Here is a 20,997-nt window from a genome sequence, read left to right as displayed (position 1 = left end):
GCTCTTCGGCCAACATCTCGACCGGTGGCCGCTTCGTGGTCCGGTGAGCCCGGGTGTTGACCTTCTGACAGAACGCCTCACACGCCTCCTCGAGCTCGCTAAACGACGCGTACTCCTCACGCAGGTTGGTGTCCTTGGGCACCAGGTCGGCCTTGCTGATCTTCACCGACGACTCGGTGCCGCCCTTGGACGCCGGATCCGCCGGCACACAGGTGTGGACCACGACCGAGTAGTGCTCGGCGAAGGTGACGAGCTGTCCGTTGCGGACCGGGATCCCGGCGATGTGCTCGGTCGTGACGGTCTTCTCGTTGTCGGTCAGCACGTAGGTCGGCACCCCACCCAACCGGCGGAAGGTCTGGTCCAGCGCGGCGAACACGGACGGCATGGTCTTATCGCGCAGCGCGATCACGACCCGGAACCGCGACCACGCCAGCCACGCCACGAACAGAACCGTCTTGACGCCGTCGACGACAGGTCCGTCGCCGTAGTCGTACTGCAGCCACATCCCCGGCTCGGTGACCCAGGGCCGGTGGACCCGCACATGTCCTGACCGGTATGACTTCTTCACCGATGCGACCGCACGACGGGTGGTGCGCTCCGAACCCTTGTAGCCCATCGCGAGCAGCTTCTCGTGCGCTCTGTCGGCACGGACCTTGCCCTTGGACCGCTCGACCCACTCCTCGACCTTGGGCAGGTACTCATCGATCAACTGCGGCCGAGTCACGGCCTTGTCCAGCTCACCCCCGGCAGCACGGCGGTCCACGTAGTGCTTGACCGTGTGGTGCGAGCATCCGGCCAGCTCGCCGGCATCACGCAACGACCCTGTCAGGTCGTAGGCATCCAGGATTTCCATGATCTCCTCGGCAGACTTCAAGTTGTCCCTCCTCAGGGCGACGGGCGCTTCAGCACCGCCGATCGCACCTGAGGAGGGGCCTCAACCGTCGGAGCCGGTGAGGCAGACGACGTCGTGTCGGGCAGATCCCATGACCGCCACCGGGCAGGTTTCATGTCCGCCAGCGGGCAGTTTCGTGGCCGTCTCCGGGCAGAATTTCATGGCCGCCGACACGTGTTCGGGTGGGTGGTTTCGAGACGGTTGCTAGCGCAACCTCCTCAACCACCGAAGCCGGTGGTTGAGGTGTGAAGGCGCGCTGGCGCCTGAGCCTTGGAACCACCTGGCGGGCGTCTGGCCCGGGCGTGTTCGGGTGGGTGGTTTCGAGACGGTTGCTAGCGCAACCTCCTCAACCACCGAAGCCGGTGGTTGAGGTGTGAAGGCGCGCTGGCGCCTGAGCCTCGAAACCACCTGGCCCAGGTGGGAGGCGGGTGGTGGTGTGACACCCGATCCGCCCCCGACCGATCCCTCAGGAAGGAGTGGGCGGTGCCGGGGGCGCGGCCGTGCCGTCGCCGGCCGGAGCGGGCGGCCGGGACAGCAGCTCGACCAGCAGCAGGATGATCGCGGCGACGACGAGCAGTCCGATCGCGAAGCCTCCCGTCGGATGGTCGCGCAGCACGTAGATCAGCAGCGCGCCACCGAGGACGGCGATCCGGATCGGCGTCTTGTAGGTGTGCAGGGCGATGCCGAAGCGGCCGGTGTCGAGGCCGACCCGGTCGCCGCCCTGCCGCACGGCGCCGATCGCGCGCGACGTACCCCGGCGCAACGCGGCGGGAGCGCCCTCGGGTCCGGTGAGCCAGGCGATGAAGGCGACGGCCAGCGCGACCACGAGGAGCGCGCGGAGGCTGAGCCGGATGAAGTGCACCAGCGTGTCGTAGATCGCGGCGGCCGCCTCGGTCGGCAGCTGGTCGGTCGGCACCGCGTTGAGATAGATCTCGCGCGAGAGGTTGAGTGCGGCGCCGAGCAGCAGCATCGACAGCGCGAGCGCGAGCGCGCCGGCGACCAGGGTGCGTCGGCGGGAGCGGCCGACCGCGACCGCCCCGGCCAGGCAGAGCAGGGCGATGATCGGCAGCCAGGTGTTGATCGCGCCGAGCAGCCGGAACGCCGTCTGCGCCTTGGTGATGTCGTCGGACTGGAAGATCGTGAACTGCGCGTTGATCGTGGGCAGCTGACCGGCCAGCGCGAACCCGCGGTCGACCAGGCGCTGCTTCACGGTGTCGATCAGGGTCGCGAGGTTGATGCTCACCGCGTTGTTGGTGATCTGGACCTGGTCGGTGTCCTTGCCGGTGAGCACCGCGACCAGCTGGGTGTGCGCCTGGCGGTTCGCCTCGACCCAGGCCGTCTCGAACTCGTCGGACTCGACGAGCGAGGTGACCTGCTCCTTGACGAACCCGTCGATCGCGCCGGCGAGCGGGCCGGAGAGCGCCCGGAGGCTGGACTCGGCCAGGGGCGGGAGGCCCCGCGACGCGAGCGCGTCGACGGCCCGGTCGGTCACGGAGTCGATCTGGAGCCGGGTCACGATCTCGTTGGTGATCCGGTCGATCACCGCGGCCTGCACCGCGGGATCGCTGGCGAGCGGCTGGACCGTCTCGACGTAGCGGTCGGTGTCGGAGACCGTGTCGTGCGCCCACCGTGCGACCACCGAGAGGGGGGCCAGCACGGCCATCAGGATGATCAGCACCGTCGCCACGACCGGCCGCCACCAGCCGGTGCGCCCGTGCCCCTCGACGGGGAGCTCGGCGGTCGGGGGTGGCCCGCCCATCTCGGCGCGCAGCCGCTCGACCTCGGCCCGCAGCTCCTCGACCTCCGACGAGCTCTTCTCCTCCGCCATGGCCCGATCCTCTCAGTCTCAGCGCGCCGGTCGCAGCGACCGGAGCTGGAAGGCCGCGATCAGCGCCAGTACGCCGGCGACCATCAGCCAGATCGCGACCAGGACGATCAGCACCCGCAGGGACAGGTCGGTGTAGACGACCAGGAAGCCGCCGAACAGGATCCCGAGGACGCCGCTGAAGAGCTGCCATCCGCGACCCTCGGGCGGCGGGGCGACGATCGCGCCGAGGATGTCGACGATCCCGACGAAGAGCCAGAAGACGCCGAGGATCATGCCGAGCACGAGCACGCTCTGGAGCGGGTCGCGCAGGATCAGCAGGCCGACGATGAGCGCGACGCCGCCGGTGAGTCCGACGAGGGCGCGCATGCCGTCGCTGCGATGCATCTTGAGCGCGCCGACGATGCGGAAGATGCCGGCGACGATCAGCTGGATGGCCAGCAGCACGGTGAAGACCGTGACCGTGGAGTCCGGCCACACGACGAGCACGATCCCGAGGACGAGCGTCACCACGCCGTACGCCAGGACGAGCCCCCAGTGCTCGGCCAGGCTCGCGAGCCCGGCCGGCACGGCGCGGGGCGAGTCGTACGACGGGTCGGCGCGGTCGCTCATGGAACCTCCCGGTGGCGGATCGGAGAGTTCCACTGTCCCGCGCGGACGGCGCCGGTGCCCTCGCCCAAATCGGGTGGCCTGAAGGGGCCACGCGGACCGTGCCTCGGGGTCAGAGCAGCTGCATCGACCGGGCGGCCGCGAGCGCGGCGCTGCGCCGGTTGACCGAGAGCTTCGCGTAGAGGCTCGACACGTGCGTCTTCACGGTGTTCTCGGAGACGAACAGGTTGGCGGCGATGTCGGCGTACGTCGAGCCGCGCGCCAGCTCGAAGAGCACGTCGCGCTCGCGCGGGCTGAGGGTCGGCCGGATCGCCCCGGCCGGGGCGTCCTCGCGCTCGCGTGGCCGTGGCGTGGACGGGCCGAAGTGGTTGACGATGCCGGAACGGCCCGCGACCGCGCCCTCGACCTCGACCAGCCAGGGGTCGGGATGGGTCTCGGTCAGCCGGCGCATCAGGTCGGCGACGGGGGTGCCGTGCCGGCTCCAGCCGAGGAACGGCACGGCGTTCTGGCGCAGCTGGGTCTCGCGCACGGCCTCGCGGAGATCGCCCAGGGCCCGGTCGTCGTCGCCGAGGCCGTCGAGGAGCTGCGCCCTGGTCACCAGGGCCAGGGCACGCACCGCGGGCTGCTCGACCGCAGGCCCGCGGACGGCCTCGGCGAGGTGCCGGGCGGCGGCGCGGCGATCGCCGGTGAGGTCGGCGCGCAGCCCGTTCACCAGGGCGGCCTCGGCCGTGGCGCCCAGCTCGACCAGCTGCTCCTGGAGCCGCCCGAGCAGGACGACGTCGCCGGAGAGGCTGGCCAGGAACGCGCGCTCGACCAGCAGGGCGACCGCGAGGTGCCCGGGCAGCGGCGGCGTTTCGAGCGGAACCTCGAGCGCGAGCTCCGCGGCCGAGACGGAGCCGTGCGCGAGCTCGAGACGGGAACGGCGGGTGCGGATCCAGAAGCGGGTGGTGAGGTCGGCCGCGTGGCTCCCGAGGTCGTCGGCGTCCAGGTCGAGGTCGCCGCCCCCCAGGGGCAGTCCGCTCAGCCGCGCGAGCTGGAGGGCGAGGCGGGCGCGGCTCACGGAGTACGGCGCCTCCACCTCGCCCTCGGCCACCAGGGTGAGCACCTGCTCGGCGACCTCCGCGGCGGCGCTCTCGCGCCCACGGAGGTACTCGGTGAAGGCCAGGTGGGACAGCGCGATCACCGTCAGCGCCGGGAGGTCGTGGGTGCGGCTGAGCCGGATCGCGTCGGTGAGGTTCGCCTCCGCGGCCACCAGGTCGCCGGTCCAGTTCTGGGTGACGGCGAGCTCGCAGAGCAGGATCGGCGTGGCCGTCGACCCGGCGGCGGCGAGCTCGGGGTCGGCCGCCACCCTTTGGGCGTGCTCCACCGCCGTGGCGATCGGCTCGAGCCCGAGGCGGGCGCGCATCAGCCGGGCACAGGCCCGGTGCAGCACCGCCGCCGAGGTCTCGGGCTGGGGCTCGGAGAGGATCCGCTCCAGCCACTGCGCGGCGGTGTGCACGTCGCCGACCAGCCATCGCTCGAGCGCGACCGCGAACCACGAGCCGGGATTGACCTCGATGGCCGACGGATGGGCGACGGCGAAGTCGTGCAGGGTGTCTCCCTGGCCGCGCAGCAGGAGGCGCGGACCCTCGTCGGCGATCAGCGCCGCGGCGGCCGCGTGCTCGCCGATCGTCTCGAGCCGGTGCAGGGCGTGCTCGGCGACCCCCCGGCCCACGTCGAGCTGCACCGCGCGCACGACGGTCGCCGCCGCCCGCACCACGTCCTCGCCACCCGAGGAGATCTGCCGGCGGACCACCTCCGCGAGCAGCGGGTGGATGACGTAGCGCTCCCCGGTGGCCCCGTCGGCCCCGTCGTCGGACTCGTGCGAGTCGACCCGGGTCACCAGCAGTCCGGTGGCCCCGAGGTCGGCGAGGATGGTGCCGGCCGCGCCGTCGTGCGAGAGGTGCTCGGCGAGCGCGGGCGTGACGACCGGCTCGCTGGCGATGCAGAGCAGCACGTGCCGCTCGTGCGGACGCAACGTCGCGAACACCTCGCTGGCGACCCGGTCGGCGACGGAGGGGCCGACCTCGGCGTACCGCTGGGCGAGCGCGAGCGGGTCGGGGGCCGCCCCGACGGCGCGGGCCGTGAGCACCACGGCGGCGCACCAGCCCTGGGTACGCCGCGCGATCGCGCGGGCGACGTCGGGGGAGTCGGTGCGGGCGTGGGCGGCGACCAGGGCCGCCGACTCGTTCTCGTCGAGGCGCAGCAGGTCACCGCGCAGCATGGTCAGGTGGCCGAGCAGCTCGGGCGCCAGGCGCGTGAACGGCAGGTCCCAGCGCGAGGCCAGCAGCACCCGGAACGACTCGGGGTCGGTGTCGAGCAGCGCGTCGAGCGCCCGGATCGTCGGCATCGGCAGCCGGTGGGCGTCGTCGACCACCACGAGTGCCTGTTGTCCGTTCGCGGCGCGGCGCGCGAGCTGGACCTGCAGCCGCTCGGCGTTCCAGGCGGCGTCGGCGGCGATCCAGGTGGTGTCGCCGGCCCGACCGGTGCGACGCAGCCAGCCCGCCATGCCGAGGGTCTTCCCGGCGCCGCCGGGACCGATCAGCAGGGTCACCGCTGACTCCGTGGCGGCGTCCAACCTGCTCCACAGGCGCAGCCGGGGAACGTAGGCCCGGGGGAGCGACGGCACGCGGCCGATCTGCGCGGTGGGTCCGCGCCGCTCCCTGTTCGACATCGGCTTGGCCATCGTGCGCCCTGTCTGAGCGTGGGTGGTCGCCCCGGAGCGACCCGCCGCTGGACGGGGTCAGTATTGCGTGAAAGCGCTGCCGGCCGCACCAAACGCGGACGGATGGCGTCGACTTTCGGCGGCGCCGCCGCCCGGTGGGTCGCCCTTTTCCGGTGAGGCGGTGGGCGACCCCGGCACCTACCGTCGGAGCAGGGCTGGGGCGGCGTAGGGCAGGGGTGTGACGGGCGACCATGACCAGGATGCTGATCCGCGTGGACGCCGAGTTGACCGACGAGCTCAGCGGGGCGTTTCCGCACCTGATCGCGCGCACCCAGCCGGTGACCACCACGCTCACCGGGGACGTCACCGACCAGCAGGAGCTGCAGGGCGTCCTGAACCTCCTCGACTCGCTGGGGATCTCGGTCGTCGAGGTCGTCACGATCCCGGACTGAGCCGCCGACCCGCTCACCCGAGTCGGGTGACGTCGCGGTGTGCTCGCGCTGCCTAGGGTGGGAGCCGTCGCGCCCGGCTGGGGACGTTGCGACGAGGACGGGCACTGGGAGCACGAGGCGAGGAGTGTGGGGCGGGGATGGAGCACGGTCCGGTCGAGGTGTTGTTCCTGACGTTCCCGGCGGATGCACCGCTGGCGGACGTCGCGAGCGTGCTGCGCAAGCCGGTCGACGACGGCGTGATCCGGCTGGTCGACTGCGTGCTGATGCTGCCCGCCGCGGACGGCACGGTCTCCGTGGTGGACCTCGAGGAGGAGACCGAGCTCCCGCCGGGCCTGGCCGGGCTCGAGATCGACGCCCACGACCTGCTCAACGACCTCGACATCCAGGTGTTCGTCGACTCCCTCGGCGAGGGTGAGCTCGGGATCGCGATCGTCTACGAGGAGGTCTGGGCCAAGCGGACCGTGCACGCGTTGCAGGGGCTGGGGGCCGAGGTCGGGCTGTTCGCGCACGTCCCGGTCGAGGACGTGGAGCTGGCGTTCGCGGCGGCCGCCGCGCAGGACTGAGAGGCGAGGAAGATGATCGGACGACGTGTGGGTCGCCCCGGCCTGGTCGGCACCATGGCGCGCACCGCGGTGATCGCGGGCACCGCGACCGCGACCAGCAACGCGGTCAACCGACGGCAGGCGGCGCGCGCCGAGCAGCGCGCCCAGGCCGAGGCCTACCAGCAGGAGCAGGCGTACGCCGCGCAGGCACCGGCGCCGGCGGCCGCCCCGGCCGCCCCGGCCGCCCCGGCCGCCGGGGGCGACGACCTGATCGCCAAGCTCGGCGAGCTCGGCCAGCTGCACCAGCAGGGCGTGCTCACCGACGCGGAGTTCGCCGCGGCCAAGCAGAAGCTCCTCGGCTGATCGCGGGCCGGCGACGCGGACGAGGCCCCGATGGCCCTGACGACCCCGACGAGAGTGTGACGACGCGGTGACGGGCTGGCTCTCGTCCCCCGGGGCGGCGCTGAGTGCGATCCTGGTCGCGGTCGACGTCGCGATCATCCTGTGCGCGCTGGTGGTGCTGCCCGGCGGCCGGCGGCCGCAGACCGCGCTCGCGTGGCTGATCCTGATCCTGGCCGTGCCGCTCTTCGGCTTCGTGCTCTTCCTGATGTTCGGGCGCACCAGCGTCGGGCGCAAGCGGCGTACCAAGCAGGCCGAGGTCAACGCCGCGATCATGGCGCGGGCTCCGCTCGACGAGCTCGCCGACGCCGAGCGCCAGGCCGAGCTCGACCCGCTGGTGCAGGGCTTCGTCCACCTCAACCGCGAGCTGGGCGTGCTGCCGATGACGTTCGGCAACACCGTCGAGCTGATCGACGACTACGTCGGCTGCGTCGAGGCGATGACCCGCGAGGTCGCGACCGCCGAGGGCTACGTCCACGTGCAGTTCTACATCTCCGCGTGGGACGACGTGACCGCGCCGTTTTTCGACGAGCTGGTGTGCGCGGTGCAGCGGGGCGTCACCGTGCGCTTCCTCTTCGACCACATCGGGTCGCGGGGCATCCCGGTGTACCAGGAGATGCTGCGCAAGCTGGCGGGCACCGGCATCCAGTGGGCGCCGATGCTCCCGATCCGGCCGCTGAAGGGCGAGGTGCGCCGACCGGACCTGCGCAACCACCGCAAGATCCTGGTCGTCGACGGCCGGGTCGCGTTCAGCGGCTCGCAGAACCTGATCGAGGCGGGCTACAACAAGCCGAAGAACCACCGGCTCGGTCGCGCCTGGGTCGAGCTGATGGCGCGGGTCGAGGGACCCGCCGTGCAGGAGCTCAACGTCGTCTTCGCGACGGACTGGTTCACCGAGACCGGCGAGGACCTGCGGCACGTGGTGTCCGACGTACCGCCCGCGCCGTCGGTGCGACCCGGCGCGGTCACGGGCGTCGGGCTGCAGGTGGTGCCGAGCGGCCCGGGCTTCGTGAGCGAGAACAACCTGCGGCTGTTCAACAGCATGCTCTACTCCGCCGAGCGTCGGCTGTCGCTGACCAGCCCCTACTTCGTGCCCGACGACTCCCTGCTGTACGCCGTGACGACCGCGGCCCAGCGCGGCATCGACGTTGAGCTGTTCGTGAGCGCCGCCGCCGACCAGTTCATGGTCGCGCACGCGCAGCGCTCCTACTACGAGGCGCTGCTGCGGTCCGGGGTGCGGATCTGGCTCTACCCCGAGCCCTACGTGCTGCACGCCAAGCACTTCACCGTCGACGACCGGGTCGCGGTGGTCGGGTCGAGCAACATGGACATGCGCTCGTTCGCGCTCAACTACGAGGTCGTGATGATGATGACCGGGCGCGAGATCGTGGCCCGGCTGGAGCAGGTGCAGGCGACCTACCGCTCGCTGTCGACCGAGCTCACGCTCGACACCTGGCTGGGTCGCAGCCGCGGCCAGCGCTACGTCGACAACCTGATGAGGCTCACCGCCACGATCCAGTGACCGGCCGGGATACTGGGCCCTATGGGAGACACCCCGTGAAGCGTCGGACCCGCTACGTGCTCGTGCTCGTGCTGGCCGCGGTGCTGGTCAACCTGCCGCTGCTGCACGCCACGTGGACCGACCTGCGGGTGGACCGCAGCGGCGTCGAGGTGGAGGCCACGGTCGTCGACCACCGCACCGCCGGTGGACAGCACCTGCTCACCTTCCGGTTCCCCGAGGACATCGACCCCGACCAGCGCACCTGGTCGGCCGACGTCGACGCCGCGACCTTCGACCGCGCCGTCGGCACCGGGGAGATCACCGTGCGGGTCGTCGAGAGCGACCCCGCGGCGTACCGCGTGGACGGGCAGGTCGACAGCAGCGCGCTGCTGGTGATCACGCTGATCGCCGACGTGCTGCTGGTCGTGGTCGCGCTGCTCCTCTGGCGCTACGGCGGGCGGCGTCGCCCCCAGCTGCGGGCGATCGCCGTCGGCGACGTGGAGCGGTGCCCGCCCGGCGTCGCCCTCGACCGGATCGAGGGCGAGACCTACCTGGTCCGGGGCGAGGTCGCCGAGCTCGGCGACGACCGCGTCGTCATCGAGCTCGCCGACCGGTCGGTGCTGGTGCTGCTCGACGGCCACCGCAACCCGGTCGGCCACCAGCAGGCCGCCCAGGTGCACGCCCGCCTCATCTGATGCCCCGCGCGGCGAGCTCCTCGAGCTCGTCGTCGTACGACGGGTCGCGCAGGTGCGGCCGGTCGAGCCGCTCGCCCTCGACGTCGACGTTGGGCAGCAGCCGGTCGAGCCACCGCGGCAGCCACCAGGCCCGCTCGCCGAGCAGGTACATCAGCGCCGGGATCAGCGCCATCCGCACCACGAAGGCGTCGAACAGCACGGCGATCGCCAGTGCGAAGCCCATCGACTTGATGATCGGCTCGTCGATCAGGATGAACGCGGCGAAGACCGAGATCATGATGACCGCGGCGGCGGTGACGACCCGGGCGGAGTTGCGGAAGCCGTCGACGACCGCCTCGCGGGTGGTCATGCCGTGCACGTGCGCCTCGCGCATCCGGCTGACCAGGAACACCTGGTAGTCCATCGCCAGGCCGAACACGAGCCCGATCAGGAAGATCGGCATGAAGCTCACGATCGGCTGGCCCTCCAGCAGGCCGAACGCGCCCTCCTGGAAGACCGCGACCGTGACTCCGAGCGTCGCGAGCACCGACATCAGGAAGCCGAAGGTGGCGGTCAGCGGCACCAGCACCGAGCGGAAGACCAGCATCAGCAGCACGAACGCGAGCCCGATGACCACGGCGAGGTAGATCGGCAGCGCGTCGCTGAGCCGCTCCGACACGTCGGTGGTGATCGCGGTCAGGCCGGTCACGCCGATCTGGGTGCCGGTGTCGGCCTCGACCCCGGCCTGACCGTCGCGCAGGTCGCGGAGCAGGCCCTCGGTGGCGGTGTCCTCGGCACCGGTGGTCGGCGTGACCAGGATCTGGGCGCCGGTGCCGTCCGGGTTCATCGCCACGACCTGCGCGTTGGCCACGCCGTCCTGGCCGGCGGCCCACTCGGTGACCGCGCCGTACGCCGCCTGCTGGTCCCGCGGGTCGTCGATGCCGCGGCCGTCGACCACGACGAGCAGCGGCGCGTCCCGGCCGGGACCGAACGCGTCGGCGACCAGGTCCGAGGCCTTGCGCTGCGTAGTGTCGGCGGCCGCGGTGGAGTCGGTCGGGAAGGCCAGGTGCAGCCCCGTGAGCGGGACTGCGAGGGCGCCCAGGCCGACGACCGCCAGGAGGGCGACGACGGCCGGCTTGCGGCCCACGAGCCGGGCCCAGCGGACGCCGTTGTTCAGCACCTGACCGTCGGGCTCGCGATGCGGGGCGTAGCGGCGGACCCGGCCGGCGAACGCCTTCGACCGCAGCAGGCCGAGCACGGCCGGCAGCAGCGTGAGCGCGACCAGCACCGCGATCAGCACGGTGACCGCCGCCGCCAGGCCCATGGTGGTGAGGAACGGGATCCGGACGACCGCGAGCGCGGCGAGCGCGATCAGCACGGTGAGGCCGGCGAAGACCACGGCCGACCCGGCGGTGCCGACCGAGATGCCGACCGCCTCCTCCCGGTCCTCGGTGTGGTGCAGCTCGGTGCGGTAGCGGGCGAGGATGAACAGCGTGTAGTCGATGCCGACCGCGAGGCCGATCATCGTCGCGAGCATCGGCGTCGTGGAGCCGATGTCGGTGAACGCCGTCATCGCGGTGATGCCGGTGATACCGAGCCCGACGCCGAAGACGGCGGTGAGGATCGGGAGCCCGGCGGCGATCAGCGATCCGAAGGTGAGGACGAGCACGACGAGGGCGACCGCGATGCCGAGCAGCTCGGAGGTGCCGTCGAGCTCGGTCATGCCGGCCGAGCCGGAGCCGTTCGCCTCCACCTGCAGGCCGTCCGCTCGGTGCTCGGCCATCACCTCGTCGAGGGCGGTGATCGTCGAGGGCTCGACGTCCGCCACGGTGTCGACGTCGAACCGGAAGCTGATCTGCCCGACCCGGCCGTCCGGGGAGAGCGGCGAGAGGGCGTCGGCGTTCGCCCGGGCGGTCTTCGCCGGCGTACCGGACTCCTGGGCGGCGCCGAGGATCTGCTGCTCCTGCTGCGCCGCGGCGGCCACCGGGTTGACCAGCTGGGCGTCGTCGGGCAGCTGCGGCAGGGCCGCGAGGTCACGGATCAGCTGGTCGACCTCGCGCTCGTAGGCCGGGTCCGCGAGGGTGTGGCCCTCGGGGGCGGCGACCACAACGTTCACCGTGGCCTCGTCGAAGGCGTCCTGGCTCGCGGGGAAGAGCTCGGACTGGAGGTCGGCGGCCTTCTCGGACGGGATGCCCGGGATCGAGAAGGAGTCGGTCATCGGCTTCGCGAAGCCGGCGGCGACGGAGCCGACGGCGATCAGCGCGACGACCCAGGCGGCGATGAAGACCGGCCACCGCCGGTAGGCGGTCTTGCCGAGTCGGTAGAGCAGGGTGGCCATGGGTGGGGCTTCCTGTGTGGTGGGTGTGGGGAAGGGTCGGTCAGCCCAGCAGGGCGCGGGCGTCGCGAAGCTGCTCCTCGAAGAGCTCGACCAGCGACCGGTCGCCGTCGTCGGCGATGAAGTGGTCGAGGGCGACGTCGAGCAGGGCCAGGAGCAGGCGCAGCAGCAGCCGCGCCCGGGACGCGCCGAAGTCGGCCCCCTCGCGCTCGAGCACCAGCTCGGTGAACTCGATGGTGATCGCCTCGAAGCGCTGGTGCGCCGCGGCGAGGAGGCGGGGCTCGGTGGCCAGGATGCGCCGCGCCCGCCCGGCCTCGTCCCGCTCGGGCCGCTTGACCGACACGGCGATGCGGACCAGCTCGGTGAGGTCGTCGATCAGGTTGCCGCTCGGACCGCCGGCGCGGAACGTGTCGACGTCGGCGTCGGGCAGCTCGGGTGCGGCGCCGAGCACCGCGTCGGTCTTGCTGGGGAAGTAGTTGAACAGGGTGCGGCGGGAGACGTCGGCGGCCTCGGCCAGCTCCTCCATCGTGAAGCCGTCGAGGCCGTGCGCGGCGGTGAGCGCCTGGGCGCAGACCGTGATCCGGTGACTCGTGTCCCACCGCCGCTGCTCGCGGAGTGTCGTTGCACTCTCGACCATGGAGTGCATGTTTGCACTTCAGCTAATGAAGTGCAAAATCGACGCCGATCGGGTCTCCGTCGGCGACCCGATTTGCCGGTGACCCGCGCGCGGGGAGAGAGTGCGAAGCATGGCCGCCACCACCTCGTCGTACTCGATCACCATGCGTCTGCACACGGCCCCGGATCACGGGGTGGTCGGTGCGGTGGCGACCGCGATCTCCCAGGCCGGCGGCATCGTCACCGCGATCGACGTCGCCGAGTCCAGCCACGACCGGCTCGTCGTCGACGTGACCTGCTCGGCCAGTGACGCCGACCACGCCGGGCTGCTGGAGCAGGCGGTCGACGCCGTCGGCGGCGTGACGGTCTACAAGGTCAGCGACCGGACCTTCCTGCTGCACATCGGCGGCAAGATCGAGGTCGCCTCCAAGGTCCCGCTGCGCAACCGCGACGACCTGTCGATGGCGTACACGCCCGGCGTCGGCCGGGTCAGCACGGCGCTGGCGGAGAACCCCGAGGACATCCCGCGGTTGACCGTGAAGGGCAACTCGGTCGCGGTGGTCACCGACGGCTCCGCCGTCCTCGGCCTGGGCAACATCGGCCCGGGTGCGGCGCTGCCGGTGATGGAGGGCAAGGCCGCGCTGTTCAAGCGGTTCGCCGACATCGACGCCTGGCCGATCTGCCTGGCCTCGCAGGACACCGAGGAGATCGTCCGAGCGGTCGAGATGATCGCGCCGGGCTTCGGCGGCATCAACCTCGAGGACATCGCCGCGCCCCGCTGCTTCGAGATCGAGCGCCGGCTGCGCGAGACGCTCGACATCCCCGTCTTCCACGACGACCAGCACGGCACCGCGATCGTCGTGCTCGCGGCGCTGACCAACGCGCTGCGCGTGGTGAAGAAGTCGCTGTCCGACGTCCGCGTCGTCGTGTCCGGGGGTGGTGCGGCCGGCACCGCCATCGTCACCCTGCTGCTCGCCGCCGGCGCCATCGACGTCGTGGTCGTCGACCGCAACGGAGCGCTGTCGGCCGACGACGACCTCCCGGCGGTGCACCAGGAGCTTGCGGCGGTGACCAACCCCCGCCGGGTCCGCGGCGATCTGCGCACCGTGCTCGCGGGCGCCGACGTCTTCATCGGCGTCAGCGCCCCCGGCGTGCTCGACGCGGAGTGGATCAAGGAGATGGCCCCCGAGCCGGTCGTCTTCGCGCTCGCCAACCCCGACCCCGAGGTCGACCCGGCCGAGGCGGACAAGTACGCCGCCGTCGTCGCCAGCGGGCGGTCGGACTACCCCAACCAGATCAACAACGTGCTGGCCTTCCCCGGCGTCTTCCGCGGCCTCCTCGACGCCCGCGCCTCCGAGGTCACCATCGACATGCTGCTGCGCGCGGCCGACGCGATCGCCCACGTGGTCAAGGACGACGAGCTCAACCCGAACTTCATCATCCCCACCGTCTTCCACCCCGACGTGCCCAAGGCGGTCGCCGCCGCCATCCGCGGCGACGGTGGTTGAGGCCGACGGTGGTTGAGGTGCTCCGGAGCGAGGGACGAGCGGAGGAGCCGACGGTGGTTGAGGTGCTCCGGAGCGAGGGACGAGCGGAGGAGCCTCGAAACCCGGTGAGCTGAGAAGCAGCCTCTACCCCGGGAGTCGGCGCGTGGTTCGCGGTGGTTCGAGGCTCGCTCCGCTCGCACCTCAACCACCGTGTCGGGGCGGCCTTTGGGCGGCGGTGGTTGAGGCCGACGGTGGTTGAGGTGCTCCGGAGCGAGGAACGAGCGGAGGAGCCTCGAAACCCGGTGAGCTGAGAAGCAGCCTCGAGTGGGCTGATCGTGAGTGGTGGTTTCGAGGCTCGCTTCGCTCGCACCTCAACCACCGTGAGTCGCGTGGTCCACGGTGGTTTCGAGGCTCGGCGCTGGCGCGCCTCGCACCTCAACCACCGATCGGTCGGTCAGTTCTGCGTGACCCTCCCCTCCACCTGCGGGTTCACCGGCGAGTTCGCGGTCACGTAGTCGGTGGCGACCTGCATCAGGTCGTCACCGGGCTGGAGCACGTCGGTGCCCTGCCCGAAGATCGTGTAGCCGTCGCCACCGGTGTACATGAAGTCGTTGGTGACCAGCCGCACCGAGTCCCCGTCGGCGATGGGCGTCTGGGCACCGCCGATGCCGTCCGGCGTCTTCCACATGCCGTCGACGACCGGGGTGGCGCCGTTGCAATGGAAGGTCGCGCGCAGCCCGGAGATCTGCGGGAACCGGCCGGTCGCGATCGCGGAGTTGCACACCGGCGAGAAGCCGTTCTCGAACGCCGTGCGCAGCTGCGCCCCGGTGAGCGTGAGGATCGTGGTGCGGTTGCCGAAGGGCAGCACCGCGAACATCTCGCCCCAGGTGATCTCGCAGGGTGCCTCGTTGGCGCTCGGCGGTGAGCACACGAGGTCCGCGCGGAGACCGCCGGAGTTCGTGTACGCCGCGTCGACGCCGGGGTACTTCAGCCGCATCGCGTCGGCGACCAGGTTGCCCATCGCGGACTCGTGCAGCCGGGTCGGGTCGCGCAGGATGTCGGCGACCTGGGTGCCGATGACCTGGTTGCGCAGCACCGCCGTGTCGGCGTTCGCCTGGTCGATGATCGCCTGCACGTCGGACCGGCCGGTCACGCCGACGTTCTTGGCGACCCTGGTCGCGCCGCCGGCCCAGGCGACGTCGCCGCCCTTGACCATCAGCTGGAGCACGGAGTACGTCGCGCCGGCGTTGACGCCCTCGGTGATCAGGATGTGGCCGCGCATCAGGTTCGAGACCCGGTGCGTGTGGCCGACGATCATCGCGTCGACCGTCGTGCTCTGGAGCTGGTCGGCGATGCCGAGGATCGGGCCGTCCCACGGCGTGCCCGGGGTGTTGCCGGTCGGGTTGGTCCCGCTCGCGGTGCCCTGGTGGATCACCACGACCTGGACCTTCACGCCCTGTCGACGCAGCCGCTCCGACTCGGCCTTGATCCGCGGACCCTCCGGCAGGAACTCCAGGCCGGCGGTCGCGCCGGCGGAGACCAGCTCGGGAGTCTCCTCGAGCCCGGCGCCGATCACGCCGACCTTCACGCCGTTGACCCGGAACACCTTCGAGGGCGTCACCCAGGGCGGCGCCCTGCCGGTCGTCGCGTCCACGATGTTGGTCGCCAGGAACGGGAAGTGGGCCCGCGCCTGGTGCTCGAGCAGCCGGCTCACGCCGTAGTCGAACTCGTGGTTGCCGTACGACGTCGCATCCAGGCCCCAGGCGTTCTCGACGTCGATCGCCGGCTTGTCCTGGAGCAGCGCCGAGTTGGGCGGCGACGCCCCGACGTTGTCGCCGCCGGCCAGGATCAGCCCCTGGCCGGGGAGCGCGTCGAGGTCCTCGTCGAACATCGTCGCGAGGTACGCCGCGCCGCCGACCCGGGCGTTGATGGCATTGTCGTAGGCGCGGGTGGTCGGGTCGAGCTGGCCGTGGAAGTCGTTGAGCCCGACGATCGGCACCGGGGTGTACCGGTGTCCGCCGTCGGCGACCTCGAGCAGGACCCGGCCCTGGCTGTGCTGCGGCTCGGGGATGCCGAGCAGGAACGCCAGCGTCGGCGCCAGGTCGATCGAGCGCGCGGTCACCGTCCGGTGCGCGATGCCCTGGCCGCCGGCCAGGAACGTGGCCCGCATGTTGACGTTCGCGTCGAGCACCTGCACGTCGGGCACATAGCCGTGCTGGCCGAAGAAGTGCGACGGCGCCACGAGCGTGCCCGGGGTCTCGGCGTCGAACTGGTAGGGCGGGTAGGAGAAGACGACCAGGTCGCCGGTGCGGGTCGGGTGCGCCATGTCGGCGGTGCTGCCCGGGCCGTTGGGGATGTGCCGTGCCTCCGCCTTGGTGTAGGCGCGGTCGATGACCTTCCAGCCCTCGGGCCGGCCGTCGTGGGTCCAGTCGTTCGGGTCGGTGAGGCCGAGGTACGTGGCCTTGATCGCCGCGACGGTCGCGGCCTCGTCCGCGGCCGCGACCTGCTGGAACCCGCCTCCCGCGGGGTCGCGACCCGCGAGGTTGAGGTAGATCTGCAGCGCGCCGCCGGCCCAGCACGCCTTGGCCTTGCCGATGGTCTCGCCGGTGGCCGGGCGGCAGTTCGACGTCTGCGGCCGCGACAGCAGGCCCATCTCGACCAGCGGCAGGCTGGCATCGATCGCGAGGAACTGCGGTGCGAAGCCGTGGTCGGAGCCGACGAACGTCGTCGGGTCCCTGCCGACCAGCGACCGCGCCAGCTTCAGGGTCTGGTCGGACTCCCGGTAGGCATCGCGGATGAACCCCGCGCGCTCCCGCACCCGACCGTCGGGGACGCCGTCGAGGTCGACGTCGTCGTACGCCGGGTTGCGCTGGCCGTTCGGCAGCCGCTTGCTCACCAGGCCGAGGAACTGGTGCTGGAACTCGTCGGTCGTCGGCATGCCGACCAGCAGCAGGTCGGGCCGGTAGGTGCGGGCGACGTACTTCAGCATCGGCCAGTGTCCGGTCGACCAGTAGAGGCCCTGCTCGACGTAGGTCTCCTCGCTGGTGATGCCGGACTCGAGGATCGCGAAGTCGGCGGCCGTCGAGGTCGGGAACTCCGCGGCGAGGAACTCGTCGAACTGCTGAGGGTCGGTGTAGCCGGGCTCGCCCGGCCAGGTCGGCCAGCTCGCGATCGCGCGGCTCACCGACGTGTGGAAGAGCCGCACCCGCGAGAGGTCGGGGGCGAGCGTCTCGACCTTGACCAGCATGCCCGCGGTCTTCCCGTCGAGCGCGCCGCCCTGGAGGGTGACCTTCACGTCGGCCCACTCCCCCTCGCGCAGGTCGCCGACGGTGTCCGCGCCGCTCTTGGTGGTGGAGAAGAGCACCCGGTCGTAGCGGGTGCGGTGGTCGTTGCGGCTGTCGTAGAGGTAGGCGTTGAGGCCGTACTTGTCGACGGTGCCGTCGAGCACCCGCAGCCGCATCTCGCGGGCCGGGCTGTACGACGTGGGCACGTCGGTCCAACCGGTGGCCGGCGTGGGCGCCGCGCCGGGGAACGGCGCCTGGCCGGCGTACCCGTCGGGGTGGTCGAACTGCAGGCCGAAGGAGCGGATGAACGCCGCGTCGTCGAAGATCGGCTCGCCGGCCCGGCCGATGAAGTTGGTGGCGACACCCCGCCCGGAGTGGAACGTCTGGAAGTCGATCGTCGGGCCCTGGATCGAGGCGTTGCGCCCGCCGGCCCACTCGACCTGGGCGACCTTGAGCCCGCCGCGCTCGGCCGACTGCGCGATCGACTCCGCCTGGAGCACGCCCGGGTCGAAGGCCGCGGTGCGGTTGGCGAACGGGTCGCCGTTCTTGTGGAAGGTGTTGTTGGTGGAGCCCGTCACGGCGGGCCACGCGCCGGTGGCCATCGTGTACCAGCCGGCGCCGGTGTTCGGGGGTGCCTGGGTCAGCATCCCGTTGCCGCGCGCCTTGACACCGCGCTTGAGGAACGACTTCATCGTCGGCATCACGCCCTGGTCGGCGTACTTCTCGACGAGATCCTGGCGCAGGCCGTCGGAGGCGAAGTAGACCGCCTTCTGCTGGGCGTTCCCGTGCCCGTTCCCGGGATGGTGGCCGGGGTCGTGACCGCGGCCGTGGGTCGAGGCGGCCGGCGCCGCCTGGGTGGAGCCGATGGCGAGTGACGGCACCGCGGCGGCCGCGACCAGCGCGGCGGCGGTGACGAGGACGGCGGATCGACGATGTGAGCGGTTCACGGCACCCTCCCAGGCCCGAAGCTTGGAGCCCGGCCCGGAGGGTCGTGAGGATGGCGGCTTCCGAGTTGCGGCTCCCCCGATGGGGTCGAACCTCTCGTGACCGGTCCGTGACCGTCAATGCCCCAAATCGGGTACGTCGCCGGCCGGTGGACCCGCCCGGCCCGGCCACCAGAACCGGTCGCCGAGCAGCACCGCCGCGGCCGGCACCAGCAGCGTGCGGACGACGAGCGTGTCGAGCAGCACCCCGATGCAGATGATGGTGCCGAGCTGGGCGAGCGCGACCAGGGGCAGCACGCCGAGGACGGCGAAGACGGCCGCCAGCAGGATGCCCGCGCTGGTGATCACGCCGCCGGTGACCGTGAGCGCGCGCAGCATGCCTTCTCGCGAGCCGTGGCCGCGGGCCTCCTCGCGGGCGCGGGTGACGAGGAAGATGTTGTAGTCGACGCCGAGCGCGACCAGGAAGAGGAACGCGAAGAGCGGGATCTTCACCTCGAGCGCGGTGAACCCCAGCACCTCGGTGAAGATCCACCAGGAGGCGCCGAGGGCGGCGACGTAGGTCGCGACCACCGACAGCACCAGCAGCACCGGTCCGAGCAGCGAGCGCAGCAACACCGCCAGCCCGAGCAGCACCATGCCGAGGATGAGCGGCACGATCACCGACAGGTCGCGCTCCGCGGCGGCGCGGGCGTCGACCGCCTCCGCCTCGTTGCCCCCGACGTGGGTGTCGGGGACGTCGTCGAGGGCGTCGCGCAGCCGCTCGACGGTGGCCCGGGCGTCGGCGGAGCCGGGGTCGGCGGCGAGCACCGCCTCGATCTGGGTGATGCCGGCGCCCGACGCGGAGACGCGGGCGGACGCGACGCCGTCGGTGCTCGCGACCGTGTCGAGCACCCGGCCGCCCGGACTCCGAGTGACCACCTGGGTCGGCTCGACGGTGCCGGCGGGGAACGACTCGGCCAGCCGTTCCGCCGCGGTGATCGCCTCCGGCTCGTCGAGCAGCTGGTCGGCCTGGTCGAGGCCGATCCGGATGCCGGCCAGGCCGGTCGCGAGCACCGCCAGCAGCACCAGCGTCCCCGTCACCACGGTCGCCGGACGCCGGGAGACCAGCCGGCCGATCCGCTGGAAGACCGTCCTGCGCTCGGCGGCGGCGAGGTCGCCGTGCCGCGGCACCATCGGCCAGAAGATCCAGCGTCCGAAGAGCACCAGGGTGGCCGGCAGCACTACGAGCGCGGACGCCGCCGCGATCACGATGCCGACCGCGCACGCGAGGCCCAGGCCCCGGGTCGCGGGCGTCAGCGAGAGCAGCAGGGTGAGCACGGAGAGGAAGACCGTGGTCGCGCTGCCGAGGACCGCCTCCGACGTACGCCGCAGCGCATGCGACATCGCCCGGTGCCGCGACGTCGTGGTGCGCAGCTCGTCGCGGTAGCGCGAGATCAGCAGCAGCGCGTAGTCGGTGCCCGCGCCGAACACCAGCACCGAGAGGATGCCCGTCGTGGTGCCGTCCCACGGCAGCCCGGCCGCGTCGAGCGCGCGGGTCGCGGCGACCACGGCGACCCGGTCGGCCAGGCCGACGACGACCAGCGGGACCAGCCAGAGCACCGGGCTGCGGTAGGTGACCACCAGGAGGACGGCGACGATCAGCATGGTGGCGAGCAGCAGCCGCAGGTCCGCGCCGTCGAAGACCTTGCCGAGATCGGCGTGGATCCCCGCGGGCCCGGTCACCTGCACCGTGACGCCGTCGGGGGCCTCGGCGCGCAGCCGCTCGCGGAGGTCGTCGACGCGCTGCCCGACCTGGTCGGCGTCGCCGGCCTCGACCGGGACGACGGTGACGACCGCGGTGCCGTCCTCGGAGCGGACCACGTCCCCGTCGGCCTGGGCCCCGATCGCGTCGAGAGCGGGATCGCCGAGCTCGCCCTCGTCGGCGGTCCACAGCACGATCGCGGCCTCGGTGGTCTCCTCCGGGAGCTCGTCGACCAGCCAGGCGGCGACGGTGCTGTCGGCGCCGTCGGGCAGCAGGTCGCGCGCGTCCGCCTGGTGTCCGGCCTCCCCGACCCCGCCGATGACCGTGAGGGCCAGCAGGATGGGGAGCACCGCGAACGCCCAGGCGGTGCGGCGACCGGCGATGATCGACGTGGCGGACACGGTCCCTCCCGGGGCAGGCGTAGAATCGCTAACTAAATTAGCAATCAAGCAGGTGAGATGAAATGGCGGGACCCGCAACCGCGTTCGCCGACCGCTGGGAGCCGGCCGGCAGCCTGAGGGCGCTGCGCGAGGCCATCGAGCGGGGCGGCCGGCTGCGGCACGTGATCGCGCGCCGAGCGGGTCTGTCCGAGAGCGACCTGGTCGCGATGGAGCACCTGACGCAGGGGGCGCTCGGTCCGGGTGAGCTGGCCCGGATCCTCGACGTCACCACCGCGGCCGCGACCGGGCTGGTCGACCGGCTGGCGCAGCGCGGCCACGTCCGGCGGACCCCGCACGAGGCCGACCGGCGGCGTACCCAGGTCGAGATGACACCCTCGGGCCGCGAGGAGGTGTTCACCCAGCTGCTGCCGATGTTCCGCGAGCTGGAGCGGCTCGACCGGTCGTTCACTGCCGAGGAGCGCGCGGTCGTCGAGCGGTACCTGCGCGGCGCGATCGCCGCATTCGAACACCTGGAGGCCGACTGACCTGGCAGGTCTGCTCGTCAGGTCTCGACACGCCAGTCGCGACTTCGTTCGTCAGTCGCGCGGCTCGC

The 20,997-nt window shown here is 72.0% G+C and carries 15 protein-coding genes; 7 read left to right on the top strand and 8 right to left on the bottom strand.

The window, feature by feature from the left end:
• From istA to FHU40_RS28690, 4 genes are all read right to left on the bottom strand, one after another.
• Positions 1–874, bottom strand: an 874-nt coding sequence (gene istA / locus FHU40_RS26650; RefSeq protein ID WP_183595544.1) for an IS21 family transposase, incomplete at its 3' end; no start/stop codon positions are given.
• Between the two features lie 484 nt (positions 875–1,358).
• Entirely contained in the window at positions 1,359–2,720 is a 1,362-nt protein-coding gene (locus FHU40_RS26645) for a hypothetical protein (RefSeq protein ID WP_183595543.1), read from the bottom strand.
• Between the two features lie 18 nt (positions 2,721–2,738).
• Positions 2,739–3,329: an HdeD family acid-resistance protein gene (locus tag FHU40_RS26640; protein WP_183595542.1), complete on the bottom strand. Its 591-nt coding sequence runs from the start codon at positions 3,327–3,329 to the stop codon at positions 2,739–2,741.
• Between the two features lie 109 nt (positions 3,330–3,438).
• Entirely contained in the window at positions 3,439–6,039 is a 2,601-nt protein-coding gene (locus FHU40_RS28690; RefSeq protein WP_246391603.1) for a LuxR C-terminal-related transcriptional regulator, read from the bottom strand.
• A 242-nt stretch (positions 6,040–6,281) separates the two neighbouring features.
• Here FHU40_RS28690 and FHU40_RS26630 point away from each other — a divergent pair, with 242 nt between their 5' ends.
• The 5 genes from FHU40_RS26630 to FHU40_RS26610 all read left to right on the top strand — a co-directional run bounded on the left by FHU40_RS26630 (position 6,282) and on the right by FHU40_RS26610 (position 9,619).
• The gene (locus tag FHU40_RS26630) at positions 6,282–6,482 is read left to right on the top strand and encodes a hypothetical protein (RefSeq protein WP_183595541.1); all 201 of its coding nucleotides are present in this window, start codon (positions 6,282–6,284) and stop codon (positions 6,480–6,482) included.
• 137 nt (positions 6,483–6,619) lie between these two features.
• The gene (locus FHU40_RS26625; protein ID WP_183595540.1) at positions 6,620–7,045 is read left to right on the top strand and encodes a DUF6325 family protein; all 426 of its coding nucleotides are present in this window, start codon (positions 6,620–6,622) and stop codon (positions 7,043–7,045) included.
• Positions 7,046–7,057: 12 nt separating this feature from the next.
• Positions 7,058–7,387, top strand: coding sequence for an SHOCT domain-containing protein (locus FHU40_RS26620; RefSeq protein ID WP_183595539.1), 330 nt, complete (start codon positions 7,058–7,060; stop codon positions 7,385–7,387).
• 67 nt (positions 7,388–7,454) lie between these two features.
• Positions 7,455–8,945 carry a cardiolipin synthase gene (gene cls / locus FHU40_RS26615; protein ID WP_343058075.1) on the top strand — a complete coding sequence of 497 codons (1,491 nt, stop codon included), beginning with the start codon at positions 7,455–7,457 and terminating at the stop codon, positions 8,943–8,945.
• Positions 8,946–8,980: 35 nt separating this feature from the next.
• Complete coding sequence (locus tag FHU40_RS26610) at positions 8,981–9,619, top strand: hypothetical protein (protein ID WP_183595538.1); 639 nt, start codon at positions 8,981–8,983, stop codon at positions 9,617–9,619.
• Here FHU40_RS26610 and FHU40_RS26605 read toward each other — a convergent pair.
• Together FHU40_RS26605 and FHU40_RS26600 are read right to left on the bottom strand one after the other, a co-directional pair.
• Positions 9,612–11,936, bottom strand: a complete 2,325-nt coding sequence (locus tag FHU40_RS26605; protein ID WP_183595537.1) for an MMPL family transporter — start codon at positions 11,934–11,936, stop codon at positions 9,612–9,614. The two genes, FHU40_RS26610 and FHU40_RS26605, sit on opposite strands and share 8 nt — an antisense overlap.
• Before the next feature lie 40 nt (positions 11,937–11,976).
• Positions 11,977–12,570 (bottom strand): TetR/AcrR family transcriptional regulator, encoded by a 594-nt coding sequence (locus FHU40_RS26600; protein ID WP_183595536.1) that lies wholly within the window; start codon positions 12,568–12,570, stop codon positions 11,977–11,979.
• 109 nt (positions 12,571–12,679) lie between these two features.
• Between FHU40_RS26600 and FHU40_RS26595 the strand changes: the two genes are divergently transcribed.
• Positions 12,680–14,056 carry an NAD-dependent malic enzyme gene (locus FHU40_RS26595; protein ID WP_183595535.1) on the top strand — a complete coding sequence of 459 codons (1,377 nt, stop codon included), beginning with the start codon at positions 12,680–12,682 and terminating at the stop codon, positions 14,054–14,056.
• A gap of 433 nt (positions 14,057–14,489) precedes the next feature.
• On the opposite strand, the gene FHU40_RS26590 is transcribed toward FHU40_RS26595, so the two are convergent.
• Both FHU40_RS26590 and FHU40_RS26585 read right to left on the bottom strand, forming a co-directional pair.
• Complete coding sequence (locus tag FHU40_RS26590; RefSeq protein ID WP_183595534.1) at positions 14,490–18,266, bottom strand: 5'-nucleotidase C-terminal domain-containing protein; 3,777 nt, start codon at positions 18,264–18,266, stop codon at positions 14,490–14,492.
• Positions 18,267–18,380: 114 nt separating this feature from the next.
• Positions 18,381–20,405 (bottom strand): MMPL family transporter, encoded by a 2,025-nt coding sequence (locus FHU40_RS26585; protein WP_183595533.1) that lies wholly within the window; start codon positions 20,403–20,405, stop codon positions 18,381–18,383.
• A 62-nt stretch (positions 20,406–20,467) separates the two neighbouring features.
• Here FHU40_RS26585 and FHU40_RS26580 point away from each other — a divergent pair, with 62 nt between their 5' ends.
• Positions 20,468–20,929: a MarR family transcriptional regulator gene (locus tag FHU40_RS26580; protein ID WP_183595532.1), complete on the top strand. Its 462-nt coding sequence runs from the start codon at positions 20,468–20,470 to the stop codon at positions 20,927–20,929.
• Positions 20,930–20,997: the final 68 nt, after the last annotated feature.

Source organism: Nocardioides soli (assembly GCF_014191495.1).
GTDB classification, from domain to species: domain Bacteria; phylum Actinomycetota; class Actinomycetes; order Propionibacteriales; family Nocardioidaceae; genus Nocardioides; species Nocardioides soli.
Note: the sequence above shows the minus strand (reverse complement) of the source record. Positions and strands in the feature narration are given on the sequence as shown.

What these genes read in the sequence shown, in the direction of transcription:
- FHU40_RS26580 (WP_183595532.1), top strand. Translation starts at nt 20,468, where the DNA reads ATGGCGGGACCCGCAACCGCGTTCGCCGACCGCTGGGAGCCGGCCGGC.
- FHU40_RS26630 (WP_183595541.1), top strand. Translation starts at nt 6,282, where the DNA reads ATGACCAGGATGCTGATCCGCGTGGACGCCGAGTTGACCGACGAGCTC.
- FHU40_RS26640 (WP_183595542.1), bottom strand. Translation starts at nt 3,329, where the DNA reads ATGAGCGACCGCGCCGACCCGTCGTACGACTCGCCCCGCGCCGTGCCG.
- FHU40_RS26645 (WP_183595543.1), bottom strand. Translation starts at nt 2,720, where the DNA reads ATGGCGGAGGAGAAGAGCTCGTCGGAGGTCGAGGAGCTGCGGGCCGAG.
- FHU40_RS26600 (WP_183595536.1), bottom strand. Translation starts at nt 12,570, where the DNA reads ATGGTCGAGAGTGCAACGACACTCCGCGAGCAGCGGCGGTGGGACACG.
- FHU40_RS26605 (WP_183595537.1), bottom strand. Translation starts at nt 11,936, where the DNA reads ATGGCCACCCTGCTCTACCGACTCGGCAAGACCGCCTACCGGCGGTGG.
- FHU40_RS26625 (WP_183595540.1), top strand. Translation starts at nt 6,620, where the DNA reads ATGGAGCACGGTCCGGTCGAGGTGTTGTTCCTGACGTTCCCGGCGGAT.
- FHU40_RS26620 (WP_183595539.1), top strand. Translation starts at nt 7,058, where the DNA reads ATGATCGGACGACGTGTGGGTCGCCCCGGCCTGGTCGGCACCATGGCG.
- FHU40_RS26595 (WP_183595535.1), top strand. Translation starts at nt 12,680, where the DNA reads ATGGCCGCCACCACCTCGTCGTACTCGATCACCATGCGTCTGCACACG.
- FHU40_RS28690 (WP_246391603.1), bottom strand. Translation starts at nt 6,039, where the DNA reads ATGTCGAACAGGGAGCGGCGCGGACCCACCGCGCAGATCGGCCGCGTG.